Below are 25,599 nucleotides of genomic sequence, written 5' to 3'. Positions count from 1 at the left end.
ACGTAGTGAGGACGGGCGGATGCACTATGTCGAACAGTCCAGATGGCAGTTCGCTGACGAGGTTCCAGTCCTATGCCCTCGTCGTGGCCGCTGCCGTCCTGTTGAGCGCGGTCCTCGCCCCGGTCGCGTACGACCGGGCGACCGAACCCGACGGCAGCGTCGCCGTCATCACCGTCGAAGGGTTCATCTCCTCCAACTCGGTGTCCGAGGTGCAGGAGGACCTCCGCGAGGCCCGCGAGAACGAATCGGTCGAGGCGGTCGTCCTCAACGTCGACAGTCCCGGCGGCGGGGCGGCCGCGAGCGAACAACTCTACCTGTCGGTCCAGCGAACGGCCGAAGTGATGCCCGTGGTCGCGAGCGTCAAATCGACCGGGGCCTCCGGCGCCTACTACGCGATGCTCCCGACCCGCGACATCTACGTCACGCCGGCCTCCGTCGTCGGTAGCGTCGGCGTCCGCGGTGCGGCGCCCGGCCCCTCGCTCCCCGGAGAGATCAAGAGCGGCCCCGACAAGGCCAGCGCCACCGCCGAGCAGCGACGCGCCCAGATCGAAACCCTCCAGCGCGCGTTCGTCGGGAGCGTCATGAAACACCGCAGCGACGACCTCGAACTCACCCGCACCGAGGTCGCCCACGCGAAGGTGTACACCGGCGCCCGGGCCGTCGAGAACGGAATGGCCGACGACATCGGCTCGACGCAGGACGCCATCCGACAGGCCGCCAACGCGGCCGGCCTCGACGACTACGAGGTCTATCGCAAAGAACCGCCACGGACCGGCGGGCTCTTCCTCCTCAGTACGCAAGACGGCGGCACGGTCGTCGTCGAGAAGAGCCCGGTCGGCTACGACGCCGTCGAGTCCCCCACCTACCTGATGGTGTACGGGGACGTGCGAACCCAAGACGAGGTGATCGGTAATGTCAGCGCCTAAGTCCAGACTCGCCGCCCTGTTCGTCGTCATCGTGGTCGTGCTCGTCGGCGGTGCGGCCGTCGCCCCCTACGCACTCGGCTCGGGCGACGACCCCGGGAGCGACGCCACGACCGTCGAGAACCAGCAGTTCCAGCCCGGCACGGTCCTCCCCGACGAGACGCCCGAGCAAGGCGAGATCAGCATGGAGAGTTCGACGAGCGGGAAGACCGTCCTCGTCGACGTGGGCCATCGGAACAGCGTCTCGAAGACCCAACTCGAACCCATGCTCTCGGCGCTCGTCGAGAACGGCCACCGGGTGCGGTTCTACCGCGGCCAGCGCCGCAGCCTCAACGAGTCGCTCCGCTCGGCCGACGCGTTCGTCGTCGCCAGCCCCCAGGAGCGGTACACGAGCGACGAACTCGCGGGCGTCGAAGCCTTCACCGACGCCGGCGGTCGCGTCCTCGTGATGGGCGGGCCACCCTCCGTCCAGGCCTCCGGCGGCCTGCTGTTCGGCCTCGGGAGCTTCGAACCCACCGCACCCCGGACGACGGGGCTGGCCTCGACGTACGGCCTCGCCTACGGTTCGGGCTACCTCTACAACATGCAGGAGAACGACAACAACTACAAGAGCATCTACGCGCGGCCGGCGTCGAGCGCCGGCCTCGCGGACGGCATCGAGCGCGTCGTGGTTCGCGACGCCGTGCCGATCCGGACGGGCAGCGGCACGCGCGTCCTCGTCGGCACCGAGGGGACGACCCTGTCGACGACCCGCGACGCCGGTCGGTACGCCGTCCTCGCGCGGAGCGAGGGCGGGAACGTGACCGCCGTCGGTGACACCTCCTTCCTCTCGCGCGAGAACGCCTACGACGCCGACAACGAGGTCCTCATCGGCAATCTCGCCGACTTCCTCGTGACCGGCGAGAAGACGCCCGGCGCCCCACAGGAACCGGACGCCGACACGCCGGCCAGCGGGCCGGGTGGCGGCGGCCCCGAACGCCCGCCGCGGGCACCGACGCCCGCGCCGGCCTGATCGGACGACCGTCGTCCGACCGTAGCCTATTTCGGCGTCGGCCGCCGGACGTACAGTATGCCACCGGCCACCACATCACGCCGCCGACTGCTTCGCTGGGTCGGGGCGACGGCTGCCGCCGGTGTCGCCGGCTGTACGGGTGACTCGGGCGGATCGAACGGCGCCGAACTCGTCGCGACGCTCGCCGCCGACGTGAAAAATTACGATCCGGCGCGGGCGAACGACACCACCTCGCGAAAGGCCTTCGGCCTCGTTTACGAACCGCTCCTCGCGATCGACTTCGAGGGGCAGGCGCGCCCGGCCCTCGCCACCGCGGTCGAGCGGCAGGACGAACTCACCTGGCGACTCTCCCTCCGCGAGGGCGTCACCTTCCACGACGGGAGCGAGTTCTCCGCGAGCGACGTGGTCGCCACCTTCGAGCGCTACGAGGGGACGCCCCGCGAATCCGACGTCTACCTCTGGTACGACGACGCGACGATCGTCGACGACCACACGCTCGACGTGACCCTCACCGACCGGTACGCGCCCTTCCGGGTTTCACTTGGGGGCGTGCCGATCGTCCCCGAGGCGGCCGCCGCCGGCGATCTCGACCTCTCGACGACCCCCGTCGGGACCGGCCCCTACGCTTTCGACACCCACGAACCCGACCAGCTCTTCCGGCTCACCCGCGCTGACGATCACTGGTACGACGGCGCCGGCGAGGTGCCCGACGAGCCACCCATCGAGACGCTCACCTTCCGCATCATCGTCGAGGGGCCCTCGCAGGTGGCCGCGCTCCGAGCCGGCGACGTCGACCTCGCGAACAACCCACCGGCCGACGCGATCGCCGACCTCCGCGATGACGACGCCATCACCGTCACCGACCGCCTCGCCGGCGGGTTCGAGATGGTCGTCTTCCCCCTCGCCTCCGCCCCGTTCTCGAACCGGGAGGTGCGAAAGGGGATCGCTCGACTGATCCCCCGGGAGGAGATCATCTCCTCGGTGTACGGCGGGATCGGCCGCCCGGCGTACGCCCCCATCTCCCCCCTGCTCGACGACTACTCCTCCGAGTCGTTCCAGGCCGAGATGCGCGACGAACACCAGGGGTACGACCCCGAGCGCGCACGCGAACTGCTGGCGTCCGGCTTCGAGACGCTCGACGTCTCGCCCCCCTACGAGACGACCATCGTCACCAACGAGACGCCGGAACGGGTGCGGTGGGCACAACTCGTCCGCGACGAACTCGACCGCACCGACTTCTTCGACGTCTCGCTCGACCAGTTCGAGTGGAACACCTACGTCTCGCGGGTGCTGGCCGGCGACTCCAACCAGTCGGACTCGATGATGGCGCTCGGGTGGACCGGCGGCTGGGACCCCGACACCTACCTCCGGAACCTCTTTCACGGCGATCAGGCCACCCCCTCGTGCTGTAACGCCGCCCACTACGCGAACGACGAGGTGGACCGCCTGCTCGACGAGGCGCTGGCGACGTACGACACCGCCGAGCGCCGCGCGCTCTACGAGGACGCCCAGCGCCGGATCGTCGCCGACGTGCCCGCCGCCTTCATCCGCTTCAACAGACGCCTCGAAGCCGTCCGATCGGCCGCAGTCGAGGGCTTTCGCACCTATCCAATCGACGCCGGCGAGTTCACCGCCATCTACGCCCCCTGGGCCGACACCTACACCGCGACCGGGGGCGGGTGAGCCACGAGCCGATGTCACTACGACGGTACGTCCTGCGGCGGGTCCTGTTGACGGTCCCGATCCTCATCGGCGTCTCCGTGCTCACTTTCGGCCTCGTGAAACTCCTCCCGGGGACGCCCGTCGACTACGTCCTCCAGTTCCAGGAGTCGACCCCCGACCTCCGCGCGTCGCTCCGCGCCCAGTACCACCTCGACGAACCCCTCCCCACGCAGTACGCGCTCTGGCTGTGGGACGTCCTCCACCTCGACTTCGGCGAGCGGGTCGTCTCCGACCGGAGCGTCCGCGCCGCCGTCGCGGCACGACTGCCCGCGACGCTGGCACTCGGCACCGCCGCGCTGGTCGTCGCGCTCCTCGTTGGCGTGCCCGCCGGCGTCCTCGCAGCGGTGAACCGTGGCGGTCCCGCCGACGAGATCAGCCGCGTCGTCGCGCTCGCCGGCATCGCCACACCGAACTTCTGGCTCGGGCTCCTACTCATCCTCGTGTTCGGCGTCCACCTGAACCTCGTGCCCGTCATCCCGCCGGTCGCGCCGCTTCTTGCCCCCGAATCGCTCGCCTTCCTCGCGCTGCCGGCGCTCACCCTCGGCACCGCCTCGGCCGCCCTCTTCACGCGGCTCACCCGCTCGGCCGTCGGCGAGGAACTCCGGCGGGACTACGTGCGCACCGCCCGCGCGAAAGGGCTCCCAGAGCGGACGGTGCTGGTCAAACACGTCCTGCGGAACTCGCTGATCTCGGTCGTCACCGTCGCCGCGCTCCAGGTGGCCGTCCTCCTCGATGGCGCCGTCGTCATCGAGCGGGTCTTCTCGTGGCCCGGCCTCGGCCGCCTGCTCGTCCGCGCCATCCTCCAGCGCGACTTCCCCGTCGTGCAGGCCGTGGTGTTGCTCGTGGCGGTCGCCGTCGTCGTCGCCAACCTCCTCGCGGACGTACTGTACGCCTACCTCGATCCACGGATTCGCTACCGATCATGATCCGGCACCCACTTCCAGTTCGATCGGACGCGCTCACCCGCGACGGCGACGACGCGGCGGTCGCCGTCGTCGTCGCCAACCTCCTCGCGGACGTACTGTACGCCTACCTCGATCCACGGATTCGCTACCGATCATGACCGGACCGGATCCGCTCGCCGACCGCGGCCGACTGCGCGTGCGCGGCTTCGAGGGAGTGGACGCCGACGACGGAACGACGGACGCGGCGCCAGACGCGACCGCCTCGGTCGACCGCCGGCGACGGGCCTGGCGGCGGTTCCGCCGCGACCGCACCGCCGTCGTCGGCCTCGGCGTCATCGGCGTCATGGCGCTGCTTGCCCTCTTCGCTCGCCCCATCGAGGTCGGCGGCGTGGTCGTCCAGCCGATCGCGTTGGCGCCGTACGATCCCGCGGCCTCCGGCGTCGCCGAGCCGTATCTCTCCCCCTCGCTCGCCCACCCCTTCGGCACCGACTGGGCCGGCCGCGACGTGTTCTCCCGCGTGCTCTACGGGGGACGGTACAGCCTCTCCATCGGCGCCATCGCCGTCGGCCTCGCCGTCACCGTCGGCGTCCCGCTGGGGGCGCTGGCGGGCTACGTCGGCGGATGGGTCGACGAGACGATCATGCGACTCGTCGACGTGCTCTATGCCTTTCCGTTTCTCGTCCTCGCCATCGCGTTCGTCGCCACCTTCGGCCAGGGATTCTGGAAACTCGTCGCCGCACTCGTCGCCGTCGGCTGGATCAGCTACGCCCGCCTGCTTCGGGGCGAGGTGTTGAGCGTCGTCGAGCGCGACTACGTGCTCGCGGCACGGGCACTCGGCGTGCGCGACCGGCACGTCCTCGCCCGGCACGTCGTCCCCAACGCCGTCGCCCCCGTCGTCGTCCAGGCGACGCTCAACGTCGGCACCGTCGTCCTCTCGGCCGCAGCGCTCGGCTTCCTCGGCCTCGGCCTCCCGCCGGGCACCGCCGAGTGGGGGAGCATGCTCTCGGCCGGCCGCGACACCCTCGTCGGCGGCGAGTGGTGGGTCACCGTCTTCCCGGGGCTCGCCATCTTCCTGTTCGTCCTCGCGATCAACCTCGTCGGCGACGGCGTTCGAGATGCCCTCGATCCGGACGCCGAGGGCGACGCCTACCGCCGGGAGGCGCGCTGATGGCGCTGCTCGAAGTCGAGGACCTCGACGTGCGGTTCTACACCGAGGAGGGCGTCGTGCGTGCGGTCGACGGGCTCTCCTATGCCGTCGACCGCGGCGAGCGACTGGGCGTCGTCGGCGAGAGCGGCGCGGGCAAGACCGCCGCCGCGCTCGCCGTCCTCGACCTGCTCGAGGCCTCCGGGCGGATCGAGGGAGGAACGGTCCGTTTCGCCGGAGAGGATCTTCGGACCGCAACCGACGACCGCCTGCGATCGGTCCGAGGCGGCGAGATCGGGATGGTGTTTCAGGACCCCGAGACGGCGCTCAACCCCGTCTACACTGTCGGCGAGCAGGTCGCCGAGGCGGTGCGTGCAAACACCGATCTGGCGGGCGAGGCCGCCCACGACCGCGCCGTCTCGCTGCTGGAGCGAGTCGGGATCCCCGACCCGGCGACGCGCGCCAGCCAGTACCCCCACGAGTTCTCCGGCGGCATGGCCCAGCGCGTACTCGTGGCGATGGCGCTCGCGGGCGACCCCGCCCTGCTGATCGCCGACGAACCGACGACCGGACTCGACGTGACCGTCCAGGCGCAGTTGCTGGAACTGCTCGACGACCTCGCGGCCGACGACCTCGCCGTCCAACTCGTCTCCCACGACCTCGGCGTCGTCGCGGAGTTCTGCGACCGCGTGCTGGTGATGTATGCGGGGCAGGCCGTCGAACGGGCCGACGTCGAGGAACTGTTCTACGACCCCAAACACCCCTACACCGCAGGGCTGTTGAGCGCGGTGCCCCGACTCGGCGACGACCGCGACCGCCTCGCAACGCTCCCGGGGTCGATGCCGGACCTCTCGGCGCCGCCGCCCGGCTGTCGGTTCCACCCGCGGTGTCCCTACGCCGAGGACGCCTGCACGAAACGCGACCCGCCGCTCGCCGCGGTCGACGACGACGCCGAGGGGACGACCCACCGGGCGGCCTGTCTCGCCTACACCGGCGACCTCGACGGCGAGTTGACGTTCGCCGTCGAGGTCGACGACACCGACCGTCCCGACGGCGCCCCCGATCGGGGTGAGGATCGGTGACCGCCCCGCTGCTCCGCGCCGAGGGGCTGGTCAAGGAGTACCCCACCTCGGATCGCTTTCTCGATCGGCTGCTCGGGCGGCGTCGGTGGGTGCAGGCCGTTCAGGGCGTCGACCTGACCGTACGCGCCGGCGAGACGCTGGCGGTGGTCGGCGAGTCCGGGTGTGGCAAGAGTACGCTCGGGCGCACTCTCCTCCACCTCGACGAGCCGACCGACGGCTCGGTCTACCACCGCGGCGACGACCTCGGCACGCTGTCGCCGGACGCACTCCGGGAGCGGCGCCGCGACCTCCAGTACGTCTTCCAGAACCCCACCGCCAGTCTCGACCCGCGCCTCACCGTCGGCGACGCGATCGTCGAGGGGATCGACGCCCACGACCTCGCCGCCGACCGCGACCGGCGGGTCGCCGACCTGCTGGAGACGGTCGGCCTCCGCCCGAGTCACGCCGCGCGCTACCCGCGGGAACTCTCCGGCGGCCAGCGCCAGCGCGTCGGCATCGCCCGCGCGCTCGCGGTCGATCCCGAATTCGTCGTCTGTGACGAGCCAGTCAGCGCCCTCGACGTCTCGGTGCAGGCGGGCATCCTCGATCTGCTGGCCGACCTGCAGGCGGAGCGTGACCTCGCGTACCTCCTCGTCGCTCACGACCTCTCGGTCGTCGAACATCTCGCCGACCGAGTGGCGGTGATGTATCTCGGACACGTCGTCGAGCGCGGCAGCGTCGGGGAGGTGTTCTCGCCCCCCTATCATCCCTACACCTACGCGCTGCTCTCGGCGATCCCGGAACCCGACCCCCGATGGGACGGCGACCGCGTCGTCCTCGACGGGACCGTCCCCTCGGCGACCGATCCGCCCGACGGCTGTGCCTTCCACACCCGCTGTCCGATCGCACAGGACGACTGCGGTGAGTGGGATGCCCACCCGGACCTGGAGCACGTCGACGAAGCCGGCGATCACGCGATCGCCTGTCCGTACCACGACCTGCTGGAGGGCGGTCCGTGACCGCGCCGCCCCGTCGGGAGAACTCGCCGTCCTCGACGTCGACGCCCGGGACGACGCGCTCGCTCGACGCCGCAAAGGCGAGTCACGCCCTCCTCCCCCAGTGGGTCCGCCGGCGCGCCCTCGTCGTCGACTGCGCGACCGACCGCGAGCGATACGCGCCCGACGAACCCGTCCGGCTCCGGGTCACCGTCCGCAACCGCCTGCCGATCCCGCTCCGCCTGCGAACGACCGCACCCGTCCCGTGGACGTGGGCCGTCGACGGCGTCGACCGCGCGTCGACCGTCGACACCCTCCCCGCGGAGTCGGGGACGTTCGACGTCGCCCGCCGCGGACGCACGACCTTCCACACCCGCTGGTTCCAGCGGTTTCGGGTCGCCGCCGACGAGTGGATCGCCGCGGATCCCGGCGAACACACCCTGACCGCTCGCCTCCTCGTCGACGACTCCCGTCTCGCCGCGTCGACGACGATCCGGATCGGGAACGAGTAGAACCAAGGCCGCCGGCCGCCCACGTCCGCCATGCGCCAGTTCGTCGTCGTCGGTCACGAGGCGCCCACCGCCCCGGAGTTCACGCTCGACGACCTCGCGGGCGGGGCCGGCCGCCTCGACGTACTCTGTCGGTGTGTCACGTCGGCCTTCTTCCTTTCCCATGCCATCCGCGAGGACGTCCGCGTCCACCTCGTCCTCGGGGACGCGTTCACGATCACCTTCGAGGGGAGCGACCTCCGCCGGCTCAATCCCGACGAGCGGAGCACGGCCGCGCTGATCCGGGGGGCACTGGAGCGCCGCGAGGACGCCATCGGCCACCAGCCGGTCGAGTCGAGCCCCGGCGTCTCGATCCGTCGCCGCGGGTTCGAGGCGACCCTCGACGCCCTGGACGGCACGCTCGTCCAACTCCACGAGGCGGGCACGCCGGTCGTCGACCGCGACCCGCCGTCCGACCCCGTCTTCGCCCTCTCCGACCACCGCGACTTCGCCGACCGCGAGGCCGACTGCCTGTCCGAGCGGGCGGACCGCCGCGTCCGCCTCGGCCCGCGCGCGCTCCACGCCGACCACGCCATCACCGTCGCCCACAACTACCTCGACACCGAGGGGTTCCGGTCGTACTGAGTGGGCCGAATCACAACTGTTAAACTCGCCGCTGGCGTTCGTCCGACCGCGGGCCGGTGGGGTAGCTTGGTATCCTTCGGCCTTCGGGTGGCCGTAACCGCGATTCGAATTCGCGCCGGCCCACTTCCCGCATTCTCACGTCGACCAGCACCCATCTTCGGGTGGCCGTACCCGCGTTCCCGCGAGCAGTGCGGGACCGAAGGTCCCGCTGGAAGCCGGCCGCAGGCCGGCGACGAAGCGAGCACGTCTGGGCGTGATTCGACAGTCCCGCCGGCCCCACTTCTCGCGCAGTTCGACTCTATTGTAGTCTCCATCGGATGGCCGTCACCCCGGCACTCACGACGGGAGCTCCCGCCACGAGTCCGCGGCGGCGCCACCCCGGTCCAAGGAGATTTATCCGTCCGAACCCCTACCCGCTGACGTGGACGCATTCGACGTTCTGGAGGTCGATCCGGACGCCGACGAGGCGGAGATCGATCGGGCGTACCGCCGGCGGGTGATGGAGACCCACCCGGATCAGGGTGGCTCGGTTCGCGCGTTCCAGCGAGTCAAGGCGGCGTACGAGGCGATCGTCGACGGACAGGTCGACGGGGACGGGAGCGACGAGTCAGCCGAGGAGGATCGGGACGGGGCGACCCGTCCGGATGGCTCCCGCGTCGAGTACCTCAACTACGCGGTGATCGACGACCGGAACTGGAGCCTCGACGACGACGACCTGTTCGAGAAGGCGGCTGCGGCCGACCTCGATCCCGCGGACTACGGCGAGTTCCTGGCCGAACCGAGCGAGACGCTCCTGCAAGCGGCCGAGAACCGCGGGTTCGCGTGGCCGTACGCCTGCCGTGGCGGCGCGTGTGCGAACTGTGCGGTCGCCGTCGTCGACGGCGAGATGACGATGCCGATCGATCACGTCCTCTCGTCCGAGATGCTCGATCGCGGCATCCAGTTGTCCTGTATCGGCGCCCCGACGACGGCCGAACTGCGGATCGTCTACAACGTCAAACTGATGCCGGACCTCGACGACCTCATCCTCCCGCCGTACCGGTTCGAGCGTGCGCGATCGGTCGACTGACTTCGCGCGACCCGCGCCGGCGGTGATCGGATCAACGCCACCGAGCGACCCCTGCAGCGGCGAGCACCCCGAGAAGGGCCACGAGGACGCCGAATCCTGGACCGTCGGTGGACGTGGTAGGCATCGGCGTCGCGGTAGCTGCCGGTGTCGCGGTGCCCGTCGCCGTCACGGTGGCGGTCGGCGTGGCCGTCGATGTGGTGGTGACGGTCGGCGTGGCCGTCGGGGTCGCAGTGACGGTCGGCGTGGCCGTCGCGGTGGCCGTCGGCGTCGCGCCCCTGACGCGAACGGTCACCGTCCGTGAGGCCGCGTCGACGTTGCTTCCCGTCGCCGTGACGGTGTAGACGCCGGAAGTGGGCTCGCCGAGGTCGACCCGGATCCGGTCGCCGCTTTGGGTTATCCGTCCGGTCGCCACGGCCTCGCCCGACGGGTCGGTCACCGTTACGTCGAGGCGGTCGACCTCGTCGAAGTTGTACCGGGCTCTGATCGAGAGCCTGTTCAGTTCCTCCGGGTCGTCGCTGCCGTTGGTGACCGTCGACTGGTCCTCGTTCCGCAGTTCGACCGAATCGATGTCCGGGGTGACCACGGAGATCTCCGCCCGGACGTCGCTGTCGGTGGCGACGTAGTACGATCCGGGTTCGATCCCGTCGAAGTCGGCGGCGGTCGGATCCGTGACGGTGAACGACGGGCCGCCACCGACGGCCTCGAACGTCGTCTCATCGGTTCCGATGGACTCGCCGTTCCCGGTCAGTTCGATCCCGGAGATGTCGAGCGTCTCGCTGACGTAGATTCGGACCGGGGGTTCCGTATCGGCCGGTTCCTCCCGCGGTTCGTCCACGGCGACCGCCGGGAGCGCGACCGTCCCGATCACGAGGACGAGCGCGAGGAGGGTCGCCGACCGACGTGTCGTGTGTTCGTTCACTGTCTGGCCTGTTACATCAGCAGTCGTATGAATGTGGACCCTGCCGGGGGGAAGGCTAAATACGTGGGGCGGAAATCCGGAGGTATGGACTGTCCGCAGTGTGAGGGCACGCTCGCCACGTACGCCCTGGGCGGCCGCGAGGCGTCCGTCTGTGAGGACTGCGGCTACGTCGGTATCGCCGCCGAACACCGCGGCGACCCTCACCGGATCGAGTCGTGGGACGAGGCGCTCCGACGGTTCTACCGCGCACACGGCGCCGATGCGGAACCGGGAGTCCAGGTTCGCCCGCCACTCTCCCGTCCCTCCGAGGACGACGCCGGCGAGTCGTGGGACGAGGCGCTCCGTCGATTCTACGATCGACGGACCGGCGGATCGCCGGACGACGGCGAGCCGGAAGGCGAGAACGCTGCGGACGAGTCACCCGAGGATGGGTCGGCCGACGCCGACGACACACGGGCGACCGAGACGTCGGCTGGGGGGACCGAGGAGGCGGACGCGTCGGAGGCAGAGACCGAGACGACCCGGACGTCTCAGTCTTCCGCGGGCGACTCCTGAGCCTGCCGGCTACCGCTCCCGTCTTCCTCCTGTTCCTCGTCGGATCGGGCGGCCACCAGCGCACCGCGGGCGACGCTGTAGAGCGGTTCGTCGACGCTCTGGACGTCGCTGATCGAGAAGGGAATCGACGCGTCGCGCAGGTGATCCTCGAACAGTTTCTCGAAGCCGCGGGGACTGGAGGTCCCGCCGGTGACGACGACGGGCACGTCGAGGTCCTCCTCGACGTCCTCCTCGTCGACCTCGCGGGCGATGTTTTCGATCACGTAGTCGAGCAGGTTCTCGTAGTAGATGGCCAGGGCACCCTCGACGCCGCCCACGTCGGTGCGGAAGTCGAGTTCGAAGTCGTCTTCCTTGATCGAGGTGACCTTGTCGACCGGGGTCCCGGTGGCCTGGGCGGCCTGCTCGTCGATCCAGTCGCCCCCGCGGGCGATGGAGAACTTCATGACCGGGACGGCGTAGTAGGACAGACAGACGTTGGTCATGCCGGCGCCGAAGGAGACGCCGAGGCCGGTGAAGTTGCGGTTGGCGAGTTCGGAGTAGACGACCGCCATCCCCTCGTTGATGGGTTCGGTCTCGTAGCCCATGTCGCCGAGCATGGATTCGAGGGTCTTCTCGTGATACAGCGTCGAGAGGTCTGAGTCGATGGGGTCGGCGGGCGAGGAGAAGTAGAGTCGTTCGCCGGGGTGGTTGGGCTGGCCCACCACCTGTTCGGTGATGAGCTTGATCATCGGGATGGCGGAGGACTCCTCGGAGGAGAGGATGCCGTGTTGCATCGGGCGGCGCGTCTCCTCGTTGAAGATGTTCGCGAAGTTGAGGGCGTCGTCGCCGACGACGTACACCTTGTCGTCCTTCCGGATGTGGAGGACGTCGCTCCGCGAGAGCATCTGCTCTGCCATGTCGGAGTACTCGATTTCGACGAAGGAGTTGCGCTGCTGGACGAAAACCGTCTCAGCGCCCTCCTGCTGTGCCGAGATGAGATTCATGGTGCCGACGTCTAGGCCTTTAGCCATACGCGTGTGATACCTCGTCGTCATCATAAACGTTCGCACAAGTGTCCGACCGCTTACCTAGGTCTGACGGGCGTCAGACGGTCGAAATCGCCGCGTATGGAAATCGTCGTCGCCTCGAAACGCCGGACAGCAGCGCCGGGGGCGACGGCTACCGCGAGAACAGATCCCTCGCACGGTCGACGATACTCTCGTCGTCCTCCGTGGCGACCTCCTCGACCTGCTGTTGCTGGCGGAGTTCCGTCAGCGCGGCCGTCTGGTCGTCGACGCCCGTCGACGCGTCGGTCTGCTGTTCGCGCCCTTGGAGTTTCCGCAGGTTCGAGAGCGCGTCGTCGACACCGTCTCCCGAGGATCGTACGGTCGTCGCCTCCGCGTTCTCGAACGCCTCGCGGTCGACCTCCACGTCCGCGTCCGTATCGAGTTCGAGTCGCGTGGTGTTCTTCCGGCTGACGCCGCCCCACGACAGGTCGGCGTCGGCCATCGCCTCGTCGATGTCGCGGCGGACCTGTTCGTCGGAGACCGTCTTCCCCGCGTCGCCGTCCGCTCCACCCGCTCCCGTCGCGCCCGTCCCGCTTCCGGCGGCCACCTCGGCGGCACGCTCGCCCGGCGTGGCGCGTTCGACCTGATGGCCGACCAGTGCTGCCCCGGTCGCGCCGACGACGGCCACCAGCCCGACGGCGTAGATGGCGACGCCCTGGGCGCTGTAGTCCGGCGTCCGCGCCACGTTCCAGTGCATCGGATACGTGGCGACGAACAGCCCGACCGCGACCAGACACACCGCCAGGCCGCCGAGCGAGACGTACGTCATCCGCCGGTCGCCCGGGAGGAGGACGACCATCCCGAGCAGGATGACGGGGAAGCCGACCGACGCGGCGACCATCGCCACCTCGCGGATCGCCCACGCCGGCGTGCCACCGCCGCTCATCGCTGCCGACAGCAGGAACACGAGGATGCCGACGGCGCCCAGGGCGATGCCGCCGAAAAAGAGCGCGAACCCCAGGTAGACGTCCGTCTCCGTCTCGGGGTCGCCGATGTATCGCTCGTACCACTCGAAGAGTACGTTGTCGGGGGTGCCGTCCGTGGTCATTAGTGGGCGTTACAGGCTCAACCCATTTGACTGTTGGCGCCCCGTCTGACGCGGGGCTGACGCCGTATCCGAAGGCTTATGCGCGAACTCCCCCGACCCGGACACTGATGTCCTCTCGGTTCGGCCTCGGCAACGCGCTCGTCGCGGTGGGCTGTCTCTGTCTGCTCGCAACGGTCGCCTTCGGTGCCGCACTCGCGCCCGCCGGCACGACGGGCGCCGCGTCCGGGTCCGGATCCGGTGGCGGTGGCGATGTCGCGCCCGACGACGAGCGACTGACCCTCGTCGGCGTCCAGGGCGTTGGTAGCTACGTCGAGGGAGGATCCGTTCGGCTGCTCTCCGGAACCGAGGAGCGATGGCGGGAATCCTCTGCCGACGTCTACTTCGACGTGACGCAACTGGACGACGGCTCGGTACTCGCCGGCTACATGGCCGGCGGCTACGAGGACTGTGGTCCCTACGACCCGCCATGTCATCGCACGGGCTACCGGATCATCGACCCCGATCCCACCCCCACCGTCGTCGAGGAGTGGTCGTTCCCGGTTCGCAATCGGGTCGCCAGCGAGGTTCACGACGTGGAGCCCTTGCCCGGCGGTGGCTTCGTCGTCGCCGACATGGAACACGAACGAGTCCTGATCGTCGAGGACGGCGAGGTGGTCTGGGAGTGGAAGGCGAGTTCCCGCTACGAGGCGCCCCCCGACCCGACGAAGACCGACTGGCTCCACATCAACGACGTCGACCGCATCGGCGACGGCCGCTTTCTGGTCTCCGTGCGCAACGCGAATCAACTGGTCGTCCTCCAGCGTGGCGAGGGCGTCGTCGAGGTGATCAACCGCGATCACGACGACGAGACCGACGACGACGGACTCGTCGGCGATCCGTCGGTACTCTACCACCAGCACAACCCCCAGTGGCTCGGCGACGGCGCCGTGCTGGTCGCGGACAGCGAAAACCACCGTGTGGTCGAACTCCACCGGACGGAGAGCGGCAGGTGGGAGCCCGCCTGGGTGCTCGAGGGCGCCGGCGGGCAGAAGTTCGACTGGCCGCGGGACGCCGACCGGCTCCCCAACGGCAACACCCTGATCACCGACACGCGCAACGGCCGCATCGTCGAGGTCAACGAGTCCGGAAGCCTCGTCTGGGAACGGCAACTCGACTACCGAGCCCTCCCCTACGAGGCCGACCGCCTACCGGCTGGGGAGACCATCGGTGGGCCGACCTACGGCGACGCGGACACGGCCGCCGCGGCCGGCTCGACGGTCCCCGTGCTCACGCCCCTGCTCCGGCTTCTCAGTGCTGCCGTCCGCCTCCCGCGGTGGGTTAGCGAACTCCACCTCCTCGGGGCGCTCGTCTCCGTCGGCCTCGTCGGCGCCGGCCTGATCCTCCGGTGGCGCGACGGGTAGGTGACGGGCGGGGCCGGGGCGCTTTTGCGGGGCCCGCCCCCACGACACCCCATGGGCGACGATCTGACCTGGGAGACGACCGACTCGGCGGTCGACTACACCTGTCCCGGCTTCGACGTGCGCCGCGACGAGGTGCGACTGCCCGACGGCACCGAGACCGACTACCACTACGTCGACGAACCCGCGGCGGTCGTCGTCCTCCCCTTTACTCCGGACGGCGACGTCGTGGTCATCGACGAGTGGCGCCAGGCGGTCGGTCGGGTGAACCGGGGGTTACCCGCGGGATCCGTCGAGGGCACCGACGCCGACCTCCCGGCGGCCGCCCGGCGCGAACTCCGCGAGGAGACGGGTTACGAGGCCGGTCCCGTCTCGCACCTGTTCGCCGCCGAACCGACCAACGGCATCGCCAACTCCGTCCATCACTACTTCGTCGCCCGTGACTGCGTGTCGACGGGCGATCGGGACCTCGATTTCAACGAGAGCATCCGCGTCTCGACGACTGGCTACGACGATCTGCTCGCGGCCGTCCTCGACGGGGACGTTCGCGACGGGCGGACCGTCGCCGCCGTCACGGGGTACGAACTCCGGAACGGCGTCGGGAGAGCGCCGTAGCTACGGGGTCGGTGAAAAAATCGAGGGATCGGGAGCCGATCAGTCGTCGGCCGGCGCCTGCCCGCCGGATCCGGAGACGCCCGTGCCCGGACCGACGTCGATGTCGAGGCGTTCGAGCGTGTCGTCGGTGACGACGCCGTCCGCCCAGCCGCGGTGGCTGTAGTACTCCTCTTTCATCGTGGCGAGGTCGCAGAGTTCGCCCTCGGAGCCACCCTGACCGGGGATGGCCTCGTCGTCGCCCTCGACGAACCGCCCGGGTAGCGAGTCGTCCGCGCCGTCGAAGCCGACGAGGTTGTTGAAGTAGCGTTCGAGGTTGTACACGCGCTCGCCGGCCGTCATGAGTTCCTCCTCGGAGAGGTCGCGGCCGGTCATGCCGTTGTACTGCTTGACGTACTCCTCGATGCCCTCCGCGAAGGCGTTGAACTTGCAGATGTCGAAGGAGTCGGAGATGGCGTGGAGGTCCTGGAAGGTGGCACACAGTTCGCCTTTGCCTTCCTCCTCGTAGGGGTCGACCTTCTCCGGGATGCCGAGAATCTCGGCGGCCGGCGTGTAGCCGCGCAGGTGGCAGGCGCCACGGTTCGAGGTGGCGTAGCCGATGCCCATGCCCTTCATGCAGCGCGGGTCGTAGGCGGCGATAGTCTGGCCCTTGACGTCGAGACGGGTGTCGTGAGCGTCCACCTCGTCGGCGGCACGCTCCGGCCCCTTCGCCAGCAGGTCGGCGAGGTCACCGTCGCGGTGACCGACCTCCTCGATGAGGTCGATCATGTGCTCCTCGTCGCCCCAGTCGATCCGGTCGTCGAGGTCGTCGAGGTAGCCCTTCTCGCTCATCTCCATCGCCATGGCGAACATGTTCCCCATGTCGATGGTGTCGACGCCCATGTCGTTACAGCGATCGATCATGATCGCGATGGCGTCACGGTCGTCGTTGGCGGAGTTGGTGCCGAGGGCCCACGCACTCTCGTACTCGTAGGACTCCATCTGGACGTTCATGTCCTGGCCCTTGTGCTTGTAGTTGACTTCGACCTCCTTCTTGCAAGCGACCGGGCAGGAGTGACAGGTGGGCTCGTCCACGAGGATGTTCTCGCGGACGTTCTCGCCGCTGATGCGCTCGGCGACGAGGTCGGAGTCTTCCGCCTCGTTCATCGCGAACCCGGAGGTGTACTGGCCGTTCTTCGTCGGGTGGCCGTCCATCTCCTCCGTGATGTTCATCAGCACGTTCGTGCCGTACATCGAGAGCGCGCCCTCGTTGGGCGCGGTGACGTCGGACTCCTGGATGACCTGCATCGCCTGTCGGGCACCCTCGCCGAACGTATCGGAGTCGGCCGGCTTCGGCATCTTCGTCCCCGACTTCACGACGACGGCCTTCAGGCCCTTGTTGCCCATCACACAGCCGGTGCCGCCACGGCCCGAGGCGCGGTCGTCCTCGTTGACGATGCAGGCGTACCGCACCTCGTTCTCGCCGCCCGGACCGATGGCCATGATCGAGAGGTTCTTGCCGTAGGACCCCTCGATCTCCTCTTCGATCGTCTCGCGGGTCTCGTGAACGCCCTTGCCCCACAGGTGGGAGGCGTCACGGAGTTCGACCTCGCCGTCCTCGACGACGGCGTAGACCGGATCCTCACTCTGCCCGTCGAAGAGCAGTCCGTCGAAGCCCGACCACTTGAGTCGCGCCCCGGACCAGCCACCGTGGTGGGAGTCCGTGACGGTGCCCGTGAGCGGGGACTTCGTACAGATCGCGATCCGGCCGCTCATGACCGCCTGGGACCCCGTCAGGGGGCCGGTCATGAACGCGAGTCGGTTGTCGGGACCCAGCGGATCCACGTCGGGACCGGCGTCGAAGACGTACTTCACGCCGAGTCCGCGCCCGCCGATGTATTTTTTCGCGTCCTCGTCGTCGATGCCCTGATACGAGACATCGCCCGCGCCGAGGTCCACGTGCGCTACGTGATCTCTGAATCCACCTAAGTCTGTCATGGTAACGTACGTTAGTTTATTACATCTCCATGCTGTTAGTCGTTGCTTCGATGATGTAACCGGAACGGGTTACGAGCCTTCTTTATGTGGGCGTCATGTGCCGAAAATGTGTCACGAACACGACGAACGTTCATCAGCGTTACCGCCGCGGTGGGGCTCCTCGTGGCGTCGAGTCTGGATCCCCGGTGGCTGGGTGCGGCCGGCGCCGCGGCGACCGGGGGTACGGCGTGGCTCCACCTGATCGGCTACGCGGTCCTCGGCGCGGCCGTCGCCGCCGTCGTCGGCCCGGATCGGCGTGGAGCGGCCGTCGCCGTCGGCGTCGCCACCGGCTACGGCGCCGGGGTGGAACTCCTGCAACTCGGCCTCGCGACCCGGACCGGCAGCCTCGCCGACGCGGCGGTCAACGGCGTCGGGGCGTGTCTCGGTGTCGGGGGGTGGTGGCTCTCCCGCCGGCACCGGGCGTCGTCGCCCGACGAGTGATCGCCGACCGACGACCGGCGTCCACACCCCGAAGCCGCTTTACGCGTCGGCCGGCTACCCGACGGCAATGAGCCAGCCGAGCCCCGAGGTCTACGAACGGGGGAAGGGGATGGACGCCCACAACCAGGTGATGCGGGAGATCCGCTCCCGCAAGGACGAGACGTACGACCCCCACGAGCCGACCCGCGTGTGGATCGACGAGGACAACACGCCCGGCGGCGTCTACCAGTCGCTGACGATCATCCTCAACACCGGCGGGTGTCGGTGGGCGCGCGCCGGCGGGTGCACCATGTGTGGCTACGTCGCCGAATCCGTCGAGGGCGGGTCGGTCCCCCACGACGCGCTGATGGACCAGATCGACGCCTGTCTCGACCACGAACGCGAGAACGCCGACGAGACGTCCGGCCTGATCAAAATCTACACCTCCGGCTCCTTCCTCGACGAACGCGAGGTCGGCGCGGAGACCCGGAAGGCCATCGCCGAGACGTTCGCCGACCGCGAACGGATCGTCGTCGAATCGCTCCCCGACTTCGTCGACCGCGAGAAACTCGCCGATTTCACCGACTGCGGCCTCGACACCGACGTGGCGGTTGGGCTGGAGACCGCCACCGACCGCGTCCGCCACGACTGCGTGAACAAGTACTTCGACTTCGCGGACTTCGTCGCCGCGACCGAGGAGGCCGCCGCCGCCGGCGCGGGCGTGAAGGCGTACCTCCTCATGAAACCGCCCTTCCTCTCCGAGCGCGAGGCCGTCGAGGACATGGTCGAGTCGGTGCGCCGGTGTGCGGAGTACTGTCACACCGTCTCGATGAACCCCTGTAACGTCCAGCGGTACACCATGGTCGACGACCTGCACTTCGAGGGCGGCTACCGACCGCCGTGGCTCTGGTCGGTCGCGGACGTCCTCGAACGGACCGCCGACGCCGACGCCATCGTCGTCTCCGATCCCGTCGGCGCGGGGAGCGACCGCGGCCCGCACAACTGCGGCGAGTGTGACGACCGGGTCCAGCGGGCGATCAAGGACTTCGACCTCCGGCAGGACCCTACGGTGTTCGAGCAGGTATCCTGTGACTGTGAGGCGACGTGGGAGGCGATCCTCGACGAGGAGACGAGTTTCGCGATGCCGCTCGCGCGCTGACGACCCCGCCACAACACCTTTCGCTCGCCGGCCGCAGGTGGATCCATGTCCCGAGCAGTCCCATCCCCGGTCACCCCCCGGGGCGCTCCCCCCGTCCGACCGACGCTCCCGACACCCCGTCCGATCCGGCCGGGTGAGTCGAATGATCGACGCTGACCCCTCGCCCGGCCTCCGTCGCCGGTCGCTCCTCGCCGCCCTCGCGGGCGCCGGCACCGCGTCGCTGGCCGGCTGTCCGGCGTCGAACGACAGTGGGGAGACTCCCGGCGACGGCGACGGCGACGGCGCGGACCCGACCCCGACGACGACGGCCGACCCCGAGATGGCACGCCAACTGGCCGAGCGGTTCGCGCCGACGTTCGCGTTCGACGACGCCGAGCAGTGGCTCCCGACCGATCCCCGGCCGTACACGAGCGAGCGAGACGGCCGGACGGTCGTCGACGGCTTCGACGCTTTCGACGGCTACACCCGGCGGTACGACGAGGCCGGCGATCCGCCGGAGCCGGCGGTGTTCTACCACGTCGTCGAGTACGGCGACTCGCCCCTCGCGGTCGTCCAGTTCTGGTACTACTCCGCGTTCGACCAGTTCACCACCAACTTCCACTGGCACGACTGGGAGGTGTTGCACGTCTTCGTCGATACCGACACCGGCGACCCACAGCTGTTCGTCGCGAGTTCGCACTCGGGTCGGGTACCGAACAACGAACACCTCGATCCGGACCCCGACCGCGTGCCTCGGATCCTCTCTGAACTGGGCTCGCACTCTAGCGCACTGTCGCTGAACGACCGTCGGAACAGCTTCCAGCGTCTGCCCCTCGACGACCTCCCGGCCGACATCACGAACCGCGCACTCGACGCCGTCGAACAGTTGGCCGAACTCCCGGCCGCCTACGGACTCCCCCGCGACGAGGGGCTCCGCCTGCCGTACGTCGTCCCCGAACTCGACGGGGCACCGATCTACGAACACCCCGACCTGCCGTCGGTCGACCGGGACGCACTCGTCCCCGACTCGCTGACGGTCCGGTCGTTCGACGCCCTCTCCTCGCCGCCGACCGACCTCTCGGCCCGGGAGACGGGGGTCGTCTTCGCCCCCGCCGACCGCGAGACGGACGACGGCGCCGACGTGACCTACGACCTCGTCCCGACGCACGAACTCGAGGACATCGACGAGTTCACCGGCCCGCAGTTGAGTTTCGAGTTCGCGATTCCGGGGGTCGCCGAGGACGCCGTCGCGAGCCACATCACGACTGCGGGGACGCCCTGGAACCAGGAGCGATACGACGACCCGGCCGCGGATATCACCGAACCCGCCCACCGGGCGGCGCTGTCCGATCGCTACGACGCCGTCGCGCCGCCCGGCCCGCTCAACGACCTCGTCGCGACGATATCCGAGACGATCCAGTCGCCCGACGCGCCGGAAGACGAGGGCGTCGAGACGACCGAGCCATCCGTCGAGACGATCACGCTCCTCCGGAGTGATCCCGTCGCCGCGCCGACGTTCCGCGGCGTGGCGATGCTCCGAGGCGTCGAGGCCGGCGACCATCAGTTGACCGTCAACGGAGCCGGCGTCGCCCCCCACACCGAACCGGTGACGGTCGGAGACGAGGGTGCGAGTGGGGGGACGCCGACCACCGACACCGACACGGCCACCGCTACTGGCGCCGACACGACTACCGCCACCCCGTCCGACGGACTCACTGCCGTCACCCTCGCGGGCGTCGGTGGCGAGATTCCCCTCGTCCCCGCCGGCGAGGCGATAAAGGTCGAGGTCGACGCCGAGGGCGTCGACGTCGACCTGTCGACGTTCGCCGTCGACGACGACTTCGGCGGCCGACTGTACGAGGCGGCGGTCGGCGGCCCAGACACCGTCTACGTCCATCGGGGTGGGGCGTACACGGCGGAGGTCCGCGACGTCGACGGCGCCGTCGGTGCCTTCCGGGTCAATCCCTCGGGGACCGAGCCGATCCGGATCGACCGCCCACGGACGGGGACAGCGTCGCTGGCGTCGTTCGTCGAGACGCTGGTCGGCGAGACGACGGACCGCCTCGCCGCGGTGGGCGACGACGGCGGCGACGAGGACGAGGGTGGCGACGACGACGACGAACCCGGTGCCTCGGGGTCGACTCGGACCCTCGGCGGTCTGCTCCGGGCGCTGGAGGCGGTCAGCGGCGCCGCGGGTCGCGCGGCCGAGCGGGCCGAGTCGGGTGACCGGAGCGGGTCTGACCGGGCGCTTTCGGCGCTCGCGTCGAACCTCGAACGCGCGATCGAGCGGTTCGAGGGACTCCGCGACACGCTGCCGGCCGAACGGGCGGCCGCGACCGACCGGCAGTTGCGGGAGGCCCGGCGCCGGACGAACCAGGCGGCCGCCGCCGAAACGCTCTAAACGGTCGCCGGCGTGGCCTCGAACCCACGGAGCACACCCGCGCCGTCCGTTCCGCCGAGGTCGGGGAGCGTCGCGCGTTCGGGGTGGGGCATCATCACTGCCACCGTCTCCCGGTCACCGAGGATGCCCGCGACCGACCCCCGCGAGCCGTTGGGGTTCGCGTCGTCGGTCACGTCGCCGTCGGCGTCGCAGTACCGCAGCAGGATCCGGTCCTCGTCGACCAGTCGCTCGTAGGTGTCGTCGGCCGCCTCGAACCGGCCCTCGCCGTGGGCGATAGGGAGTTCCAGCACCGCCCCTTCGTCGTACGCTCGCGTCCAGGGCGTGTCGGCGTTCTCGACGCGGACGTGGACGCGCTCACACTGGAAACGTGCGCTCCGGTTGACGGTGAACGCACCGGGAGTGAGTCCGGACTCACACCCGATCTGGGCGCCGTTGCAGACGCCGAGGACGGGGAGCCCCTCGCGTGCGGCCTCGCGGATCGACTCGACGATCGGCGTCCGCGCGGCCATGGCGCCCGCCCGGAGGTAGTCGCCGTAGGAGAATCCGCCGGGGAGCATGACGCCCGTCGCCTCCGCGGGCAGGCCGTCCTCGTACCAGACGCGCTCGGCGTCGATCCCGAGGTGAGAGAGCGCACGCACCGAGTCGCGGTCGCAGTTGCTCCCGCCGAACTGGATCACCGCGACCGTCATCGGTCCTCGACCGCGACCTCGTAGTCGTGGATGGTCGGGTTCGCGAGTAGGCGCTCGGCCATCTCGTCGGCGCGGTCGGCGGCTTCCTCTGCCGACGCCGCGTCGAGGTCGATCTCGAATCGGTCGGCCGATCGGAGGTCGTCGAGGTCGAACCCGAGTCGTTCGAGCGCGCGCTGGGTCGTCTCGGCCTCGGGGTCGAGGACGCCCCGCTTGAGTCGCACCGTGACCGTCGCGGTGTAAGCCGTCATCGGTCGCTCCTGCGCGGCCGCGGGGGAAAGCCGTTTTGGAGTGCCCGCGTCCAGCCGAACCCTATAGGTCGTTCGGCCTGTTAGCGCCCCCATGTCCGTCCAGTCCCTCGACCGGATCCACCACCTCCTTTTGTTCCTGCTGTCGCTGCTCGTCGCGGCGGCGCTCTACCGGTTCGCGACGACGCTGTTGAGCGACCTGCCGTGGCCCTCCGCCCTCCCGTAGTTACAGGTCGTGGACGGCGTCGACGGCGTCGTCGATCGGCGGCGCGTCAAACCACGACTCGTCGGTGTAGGCGTTGGCGCCCGCGGCGTACAGGTCGGCGACGGCGGAGATCACCGACCCCGGGAGCGGGTCCGGATCGACGTCACAGAGCGGCCGCCAGTCGGCGACGCCCCGTTCGTCGGCAGCGGCCTTCGCCTCGCTCACCGCCTCGACCCACTCGGGATGGCTGCGCTTGTAGTACTGGCGTACCACCTCCTTGGAGACCTCTTGGCCGTCGTAGGCGAAGCGGTTCTCGTCGAAGGTGCCGACCACGTCCGCCACCGCCACCGTGCCGTCGACGTAGCAACACTCGATCTTGCCGTCCTCGTGGACGAACCCGGCCTCGTTCGCGCGGTCGGTGACGACCCGGTTCACCTCGTGGGCCAGGGCTTCGAGGGCGTCGAGGTTGGCGGCGCCCGCGATCCGTTCGGCCTCGGAACGGTCGAGATAGCGGTCCTGTTCCTCGTACTTCGTCGAGAACTCGACGATCGGCTCCGGCAGGTCGACCGGTTCGTCCGGCCACGACTCGCGGTCCAGCCCGTAGTCGGCCGGCTCGCTACGCGTCCGGAGGCTCGACCCCACCGGGACGGTGTTGCGAAAGACGATCTCCAGCGGCACCAGGTAGTTCCCGCCCGCCGCCGCGTGGTAGGCGTCGTAGTCGTACGCCCCGTCCGCGAAGGGCAGGTCCGGCACCTGCACGAGTTCGATCGCGAGTTCCCGCGGCGCGTCGTCCACCTCGGCCAGCGGGACGGCGTCGGGGCCGACGCCGCGGTAGTGGGTGGTGACGCCCGCCCCCTCCAGCAACTCGAAGTTGAACGCCCCCATGGTACAGAGGCTCCGGCCCTTCTCCGGAATCGTATCGGGCATCGGCCCCCAGTCGAAGACGGAGTAGTCGTCGGTGAAGGCGAAGCGTCCGCGCCCGGTCGCCGTCGCCGTGGGTTCGCGCTCGACGCGGAACTCCTTGACGCTGGTCATGGTGAGGGTCGCGCGCGCCGCCGCCAAGAACCTTTCCGGTCCACCGTCGCGCGGCCGGCGCCGCGCCGTCGGCGACGGGACCGTCGACGCGTCAGTCCGCCCGCTCGCCCCGGGCCCGTTCGAACATCGCGAGCGCCGCCTCCCGTCGCTCGCTGTGATCGACGATCGGTGCCGGATACTCGGGGGCCGTCCGGCGGCGCTCCGCGTCCGAGAGTTCGTGCCAGTCGTGGATCCGGTCGGGAGCGACCCCTCGAAGTTCGGGGACGTACTCGCGGATGTACTCGGCGTCCGTGTCGTGGCGCTCCCCCTGGGTCATCGGGTTGAAGATGCGGAAGTAAGGCTGGGCGTCCGTCCCCGTCGAGGCGGCCCACTGCCAGCCGCCGTTGTCGTTCGCGGGGTTGTGGTCGACGAGTTTCCGCCGGAACCAGTCGTACCCCTCGCGCCAGTCGATCAGGAGGTCCTTCGTCAGGAAGGAGGCGACGATCATCCGCACCCGGTTGTGCATGTACGCCTCCTCGCGCAACTGGCGCATGCCGGCGTCGACGATGGGATAGCCCGTCTCGCCGTCCCTCCAAGCCCGGAGGGCCTCCTCGTCGCTTCGCCACTCGATGTCGTTCTCGTAGTCTCGGTAGTTCTCCGTCACGACTGCCGGGTTGAAATGGAGGACGTGGTGGTAGAACTCCCGCCACGCGAGTTCGCCACGGAACGTCTCGACGGCCTCGCGGGCCGCCTCGTCGGGGGCGTCCTCTCGGGCGCTCACGACCCGGTCGTGGACCGTCCGGACGCCGACGGTGCCGTGGGTCAGGTGTGGCGAGAGGCGGGAGGTGGCGTCCGCGGCCGGTCGGTCGCGTCCCGTCTCGTAGTCGTAGATCGGCCCCGAGCAGAAGTCGTTGAGACGGTGACGCGCCGTCTCGTACCCGCCGGGCGGGATCGTCGCCTCCGGTTCGTCGAAGCCGAGATCAGCGAGCGTCGGGATCGGGGTGTGAGTGCCGGGATCGACGAGGCGGTCCGCGCCCGGGGCCGCCACCGAGGACTCCTTCTCCCGGTCGCGCCACTTCTTCCAGAAGTAGCTGTAGACTTGGTAGGGATCGCCGTCGTTGGTGGTGATCGAGCCAGGTTCGTGGTGCAGGTGGTCGTGAACGGTTCGGGACTCGACGCCCATCTCGGCGAGGCGGTCGGCGACGCGGTCGTCGCGACGCCGGCCCAGCCCGGAGTAGGCCCGCGCCCACGACACCGTCTCGGCGTCGTACTCGTCGGCCAGGCGGGCGAGTTCGGCCGGCGCCTCGCCGCGGACGACCAGCAGATCGCTCTCGCGGGCACGGTACCACGACCGGAGGGTCGCAAGGCTGTCGCGGACGAAGGCCACTCGCGGCGGGGCGGCGTGAGCGAGTACCTTCGGGTCGAAGACGTACACCGGCAGGATCGGGTCGTCACCCCTCACCAGGGGAAGGTTGTCTGACGGACGGAGGTCCGTCCGGTGCCAGTGGAGTCGCATACGGGAACGTAGGAACGGGGGAGTATAAACGCTCGATGCGGGCGGGCGGCGACGGATCGGGAGATTCATTATGGTCCAGCCACGTATTCGAGAGAGATCGGTCAGTGCCATCCCAGTCCCAGCCCCTCACGGACCGACGCACGCTCGCGACGTACGACCGCGAATCCGACGAGGCGCTCGAACTAGCGCTGGCCAGAGCTTTCGACCGGGTCGGCATCGACGTGATGGAACGGGACACCCCGTTCCACGAGACTGTCGACGTCGACGCGCTTCGGAACCTCTTTCGGAAGTCGCGAACTGCGCCGATCCGAACGACACTCGAACTTTACGGCCACCCGGTGACGATCACCACCGACGCGATGCGGATCTACGCGCCGGAGCCCGACGCGGAGTGACGCCGACCCCGTTTCCGGG

General features: G+C 69.6%; 27 protein-coding genes and 1 tRNA gene. 20 read left to right on the top strand and 8 right to left on the bottom strand.

What is annotated here, in order from left to right:
- The first annotated feature begins 26 nt into the window (after nt 1–26).
- The 12 genes from NBT82_RS16840 to fer all read left to right on the top strand — a co-directional run bounded on the left by NBT82_RS16840 (nt 27) and on the right by fer (nt 9,964).
- Nucleotides 27–926 carry a S49 family peptidase gene (locus NBT82_RS16840; RefSeq protein ID WP_251329254.1) on the top strand — a complete coding sequence of 300 codons (900 nt, stop codon included), beginning with the start codon at nt 27–29 and terminating at the stop codon, nt 924–926.
- Nucleotides 913–1,935 (top strand): DUF4350 domain-containing protein, encoded by a 1,023-nt coding sequence (locus NBT82_RS16835; protein ID WP_251329253.1) that lies wholly within the window; start codon nt 913–915, stop codon nt 1,933–1,935. Before NBT82_RS16840 ends, NBT82_RS16835 begins: the two co-directional genes overlap by 14 nt.
- A gap of 57 nt (nt 1,936–1,992) precedes the next feature.
- Nucleotides 1,993–3,618 carry an ABC transporter substrate-binding protein gene (locus NBT82_RS16830; protein WP_251329252.1) on the top strand — a complete coding sequence of 542 codons (1,626 nt, stop codon included), beginning with the start codon at nt 1,993–1,995 and terminating at the stop codon, nt 3,616–3,618.
- Between the two features lie 11 nt (nt 3,619–3,629).
- On the top strand, nt 3,630–4,583 hold the full coding sequence (locus tag NBT82_RS16825) for an ABC transporter permease (protein WP_251329251.1): 954 nt from the start codon (nt 3,630–3,632) through the stop codon (nt 4,581–4,583).
- The gene (locus NBT82_RS16820; RefSeq protein WP_251329250.1) at nt 4,580–4,720 is read left to right on the top strand and encodes a hypothetical protein; all 141 of its coding nucleotides are present in this window, start codon (nt 4,580–4,582) and stop codon (nt 4,718–4,720) included. The genes NBT82_RS16825 and NBT82_RS16820 overlap by 4 nt, the downstream gene beginning before the upstream one ends.
- Nucleotides 4,717–5,730 (top strand): ABC transporter permease, encoded by a 1,014-nt coding sequence (locus tag NBT82_RS16815; protein WP_251329249.1) that lies wholly within the window; start codon nt 4,717–4,719, stop codon nt 5,728–5,730. Before NBT82_RS16820 ends, NBT82_RS16815 begins: the two co-directional genes overlap by 4 nt.
- A complete protein-coding gene (locus tag NBT82_RS16810) occupies nt 5,730–6,788 on the top strand; it encodes an ABC transporter ATP-binding protein (RefSeq protein ID WP_251329248.1) in 1,059 nt (352 codons plus the stop codon). Before NBT82_RS16815 ends, NBT82_RS16810 begins: the two co-directional genes overlap by 1 nt.
- Nucleotides 6,785–7,786: an ABC transporter ATP-binding protein gene (locus tag NBT82_RS16805; RefSeq protein ID WP_251329247.1), complete on the top strand. Its 1,002-nt coding sequence runs from the start codon at nt 6,785–6,787 to the stop codon at nt 7,784–7,786. The genes NBT82_RS16810 and NBT82_RS16805 overlap by 4 nt, the downstream gene beginning before the upstream one ends.
- On the top strand, nt 7,783–8,274 hold the full coding sequence (locus NBT82_RS16800; RefSeq protein ID WP_251329246.1) for a DUF7974 family protein: 492 nt from the start codon (nt 7,783–7,785) through the stop codon (nt 8,272–8,274). Before NBT82_RS16805 ends, NBT82_RS16800 begins: the two co-directional genes overlap by 4 nt.
- Nucleotides 8,275–8,304: 30 nt before the next feature.
- Complete coding sequence (gene trmY, locus NBT82_RS16795) at nt 8,305–8,895, top strand: tRNA (pseudouridine(54)-N(1))-methyltransferase TrmY (protein ID WP_251329245.1); 591 nt, start codon at nt 8,305–8,307, stop codon at nt 8,893–8,895.
- Nucleotides 8,896–8,945: 50 nt separating this feature from the next.
- A tRNA-Pro gene (locus tag NBT82_RS16790) sits at nt 8,946–9,018 on the top strand.
- A 298-nt stretch (nt 9,019–9,316) separates the two neighbouring features.
- Entirely contained in the window at nt 9,317–9,964 is a 648-nt protein-coding gene (fer, locus tag NBT82_RS16785; protein WP_251329244.1) for a ferredoxin Fer, read from the top strand.
- Between the two features lie 31 nt (nt 9,965–9,995).
- Here the strand turns inward: fer and NBT82_RS16780 are convergent, their stop codons facing one another.
- A complete protein-coding gene (locus tag NBT82_RS16780) occupies nt 9,996–10,883 on the bottom strand; it encodes a PGF-CTERM sorting domain-containing protein (protein ID WP_251329243.1) in 888 nt (295 codons plus the stop codon).
- Nucleotides 10,884–10,967: 84 nt separating this feature from the next.
- Here NBT82_RS16780 and NBT82_RS16775 point away from each other — a divergent pair, with 84 nt between their 5' ends.
- Nucleotides 10,968–11,438, top strand: a complete 471-nt coding sequence (locus NBT82_RS16775) for a hypothetical protein (RefSeq protein WP_251329242.1) — start codon at nt 10,968–10,970, stop codon at nt 11,436–11,438.
- Here NBT82_RS16775 and NBT82_RS16770 read toward each other — a convergent pair.
- A complete protein-coding gene (locus NBT82_RS16770) occupies nt 11,414–12,448 on the bottom strand; it encodes a disk-shape morphogenesis protein volactin (RefSeq protein ID WP_251329241.1) in 1,035 nt (344 codons plus the stop codon). The two genes, NBT82_RS16775 and NBT82_RS16770, sit on opposite strands and share 25 nt — an antisense overlap.
- Before the next feature lie 148 nt (nt 12,449–12,596).
- Nucleotides 12,597–13,532, bottom strand: a complete 936-nt coding sequence (locus NBT82_RS16765) for an MFS transporter (protein WP_251329240.1) — start codon at nt 13,530–13,532, stop codon at nt 12,597–12,599.
- A gap of 107 nt (nt 13,533–13,639) precedes the next feature.
- Between NBT82_RS16765 and NBT82_RS16760 the strand changes: the two genes are divergently transcribed.
- The gene (locus NBT82_RS16760) at nt 13,640–14,932 is read left to right on the top strand and encodes an arylsulfotransferase family protein (RefSeq protein WP_251329239.1); all 1,293 of its coding nucleotides are present in this window, start codon (nt 13,640–13,642) and stop codon (nt 14,930–14,932) included.
- 51 nt (nt 14,933–14,983) lie between these two features.
- Nucleotides 14,984–15,544 carry an NUDIX hydrolase gene (locus NBT82_RS16755; protein WP_251329238.1) on the top strand — a complete coding sequence of 187 codons (561 nt, stop codon included), beginning with the start codon at nt 14,984–14,986 and terminating at the stop codon, nt 15,542–15,544.
- A gap of 39 nt (nt 15,545–15,583) precedes the next feature.
- On the opposite strand, the gene NBT82_RS16750 is transcribed toward NBT82_RS16755, so the two are convergent.
- Nucleotides 15,584–17,518: an aldehyde ferredoxin oxidoreductase family protein gene (locus NBT82_RS16750; protein ID WP_251329237.1), complete on the bottom strand. Its 1,935-nt coding sequence runs from the start codon at nt 17,516–17,518 to the stop codon at nt 15,584–15,586.
- Between the two features lie 108 nt (nt 17,519–17,626).
- On the opposite strand from NBT82_RS16750, the gene NBT82_RS16745 reads away from it, so the two are divergent.
- From NBT82_RS16745 to NBT82_RS16735, 3 genes are all read left to right on the top strand, one after another.
- Nucleotides 17,627–17,998: a VanZ family protein gene (locus tag NBT82_RS16745; protein ID WP_251329236.1), complete on the top strand. Its 372-nt coding sequence runs from the start codon at nt 17,627–17,629 to the stop codon at nt 17,996–17,998.
- Nucleotides 17,999–18,065: 67 nt separating this feature from the next.
- On the top strand, nt 18,066–19,136 hold the full coding sequence (locus NBT82_RS16740; RefSeq protein ID WP_251329235.1) for an archaeosine biosynthesis radical SAM protein RaSEA: 1,071 nt from the start codon (nt 18,066–18,068) through the stop codon (nt 19,134–19,136).
- Nucleotides 19,137–19,278: 142 nt separating this feature from the next.
- Entirely contained in the window at nt 19,279–21,516 is a 2,238-nt protein-coding gene (locus tag NBT82_RS16735) for a hypothetical protein (protein ID WP_251329234.1), read from the top strand.
- Here the strand turns inward: NBT82_RS16735 and purQ are convergent.
- Together purQ and purS are read right to left on the bottom strand one after the other, a co-directional pair.
- Nucleotides 21,513–22,205, bottom strand: a complete 693-nt coding sequence (gene purQ / locus NBT82_RS16730; protein WP_251329233.1) for a phosphoribosylformylglycinamidine synthase I — start codon at nt 22,203–22,205, stop codon at nt 21,513–21,515. The two genes, NBT82_RS16735 and purQ, sit on opposite strands and share 4 nt — an antisense overlap.
- Nucleotides 22,202–22,453 (bottom strand): phosphoribosylformylglycinamidine synthase subunit PurS, encoded by a 252-nt coding sequence (purS, locus tag NBT82_RS16725; protein ID WP_251329232.1) that lies wholly within the window; start codon nt 22,451–22,453, stop codon nt 22,202–22,204. Before purS ends, purQ begins: the two co-directional genes overlap by 4 nt.
- A 91-nt stretch (nt 22,454–22,544) precedes the next feature.
- On the opposite strand from purS, the gene NBT82_RS20080 reads away from it, so the two are divergent.
- A complete protein-coding gene (locus NBT82_RS20080) occupies nt 22,545–22,676 on the top strand; it encodes a hypothetical protein (protein WP_256476642.1) in 132 nt (43 codons plus the stop codon).
- Here the strand turns inward: NBT82_RS20080 and NBT82_RS16720 are convergent, their stop codons facing one another.
- The gene (locus tag NBT82_RS16720) at nt 22,677–23,690 is read right to left on the bottom strand and encodes a phosphoribosylaminoimidazolesuccinocarboxamide synthase (protein ID WP_251329231.1); all 1,014 of its coding nucleotides are present in this window, start codon (nt 23,688–23,690) and stop codon (nt 22,677–22,679) included.
- Nucleotides 23,691–23,781: 91 nt separating this feature from the next.
- A complete protein-coding gene (locus NBT82_RS16715) occupies nt 23,782–25,185 on the bottom strand; it encodes a cryptochrome/photolyase family protein (protein ID WP_251329230.1) in 1,404 nt (467 codons plus the stop codon).
- Nucleotides 25,186–25,289: 104 nt separating this feature from the next.
- On the opposite strand from NBT82_RS16715, the gene NBT82_RS16710 reads away from it, so the two are divergent.
- Nucleotides 25,290–25,580, top strand: coding sequence for a HalOD1 output domain-containing protein (locus tag NBT82_RS16710; RefSeq protein WP_251329229.1), 291 nt, complete (start codon nt 25,290–25,292; stop codon nt 25,578–25,580).
- Nucleotides 25,581–25,599 lie beyond the last annotated feature (19 nt).

The sequence above is a fragment of the Haloplanus sp. HW8-1 genome (assembly GCF_023703795.1).
Taxonomy (GTDB): domain Archaea; phylum Halobacteriota; class Halobacteria; order Halobacteriales; family Haloferacaceae; genus Haloplanus; species Haloplanus pelagicus.
The sequence above is the reverse complement of the archived record's forward strand: the minus strand, read 5'-3'. Positions and strand labels throughout refer to the sequence as shown.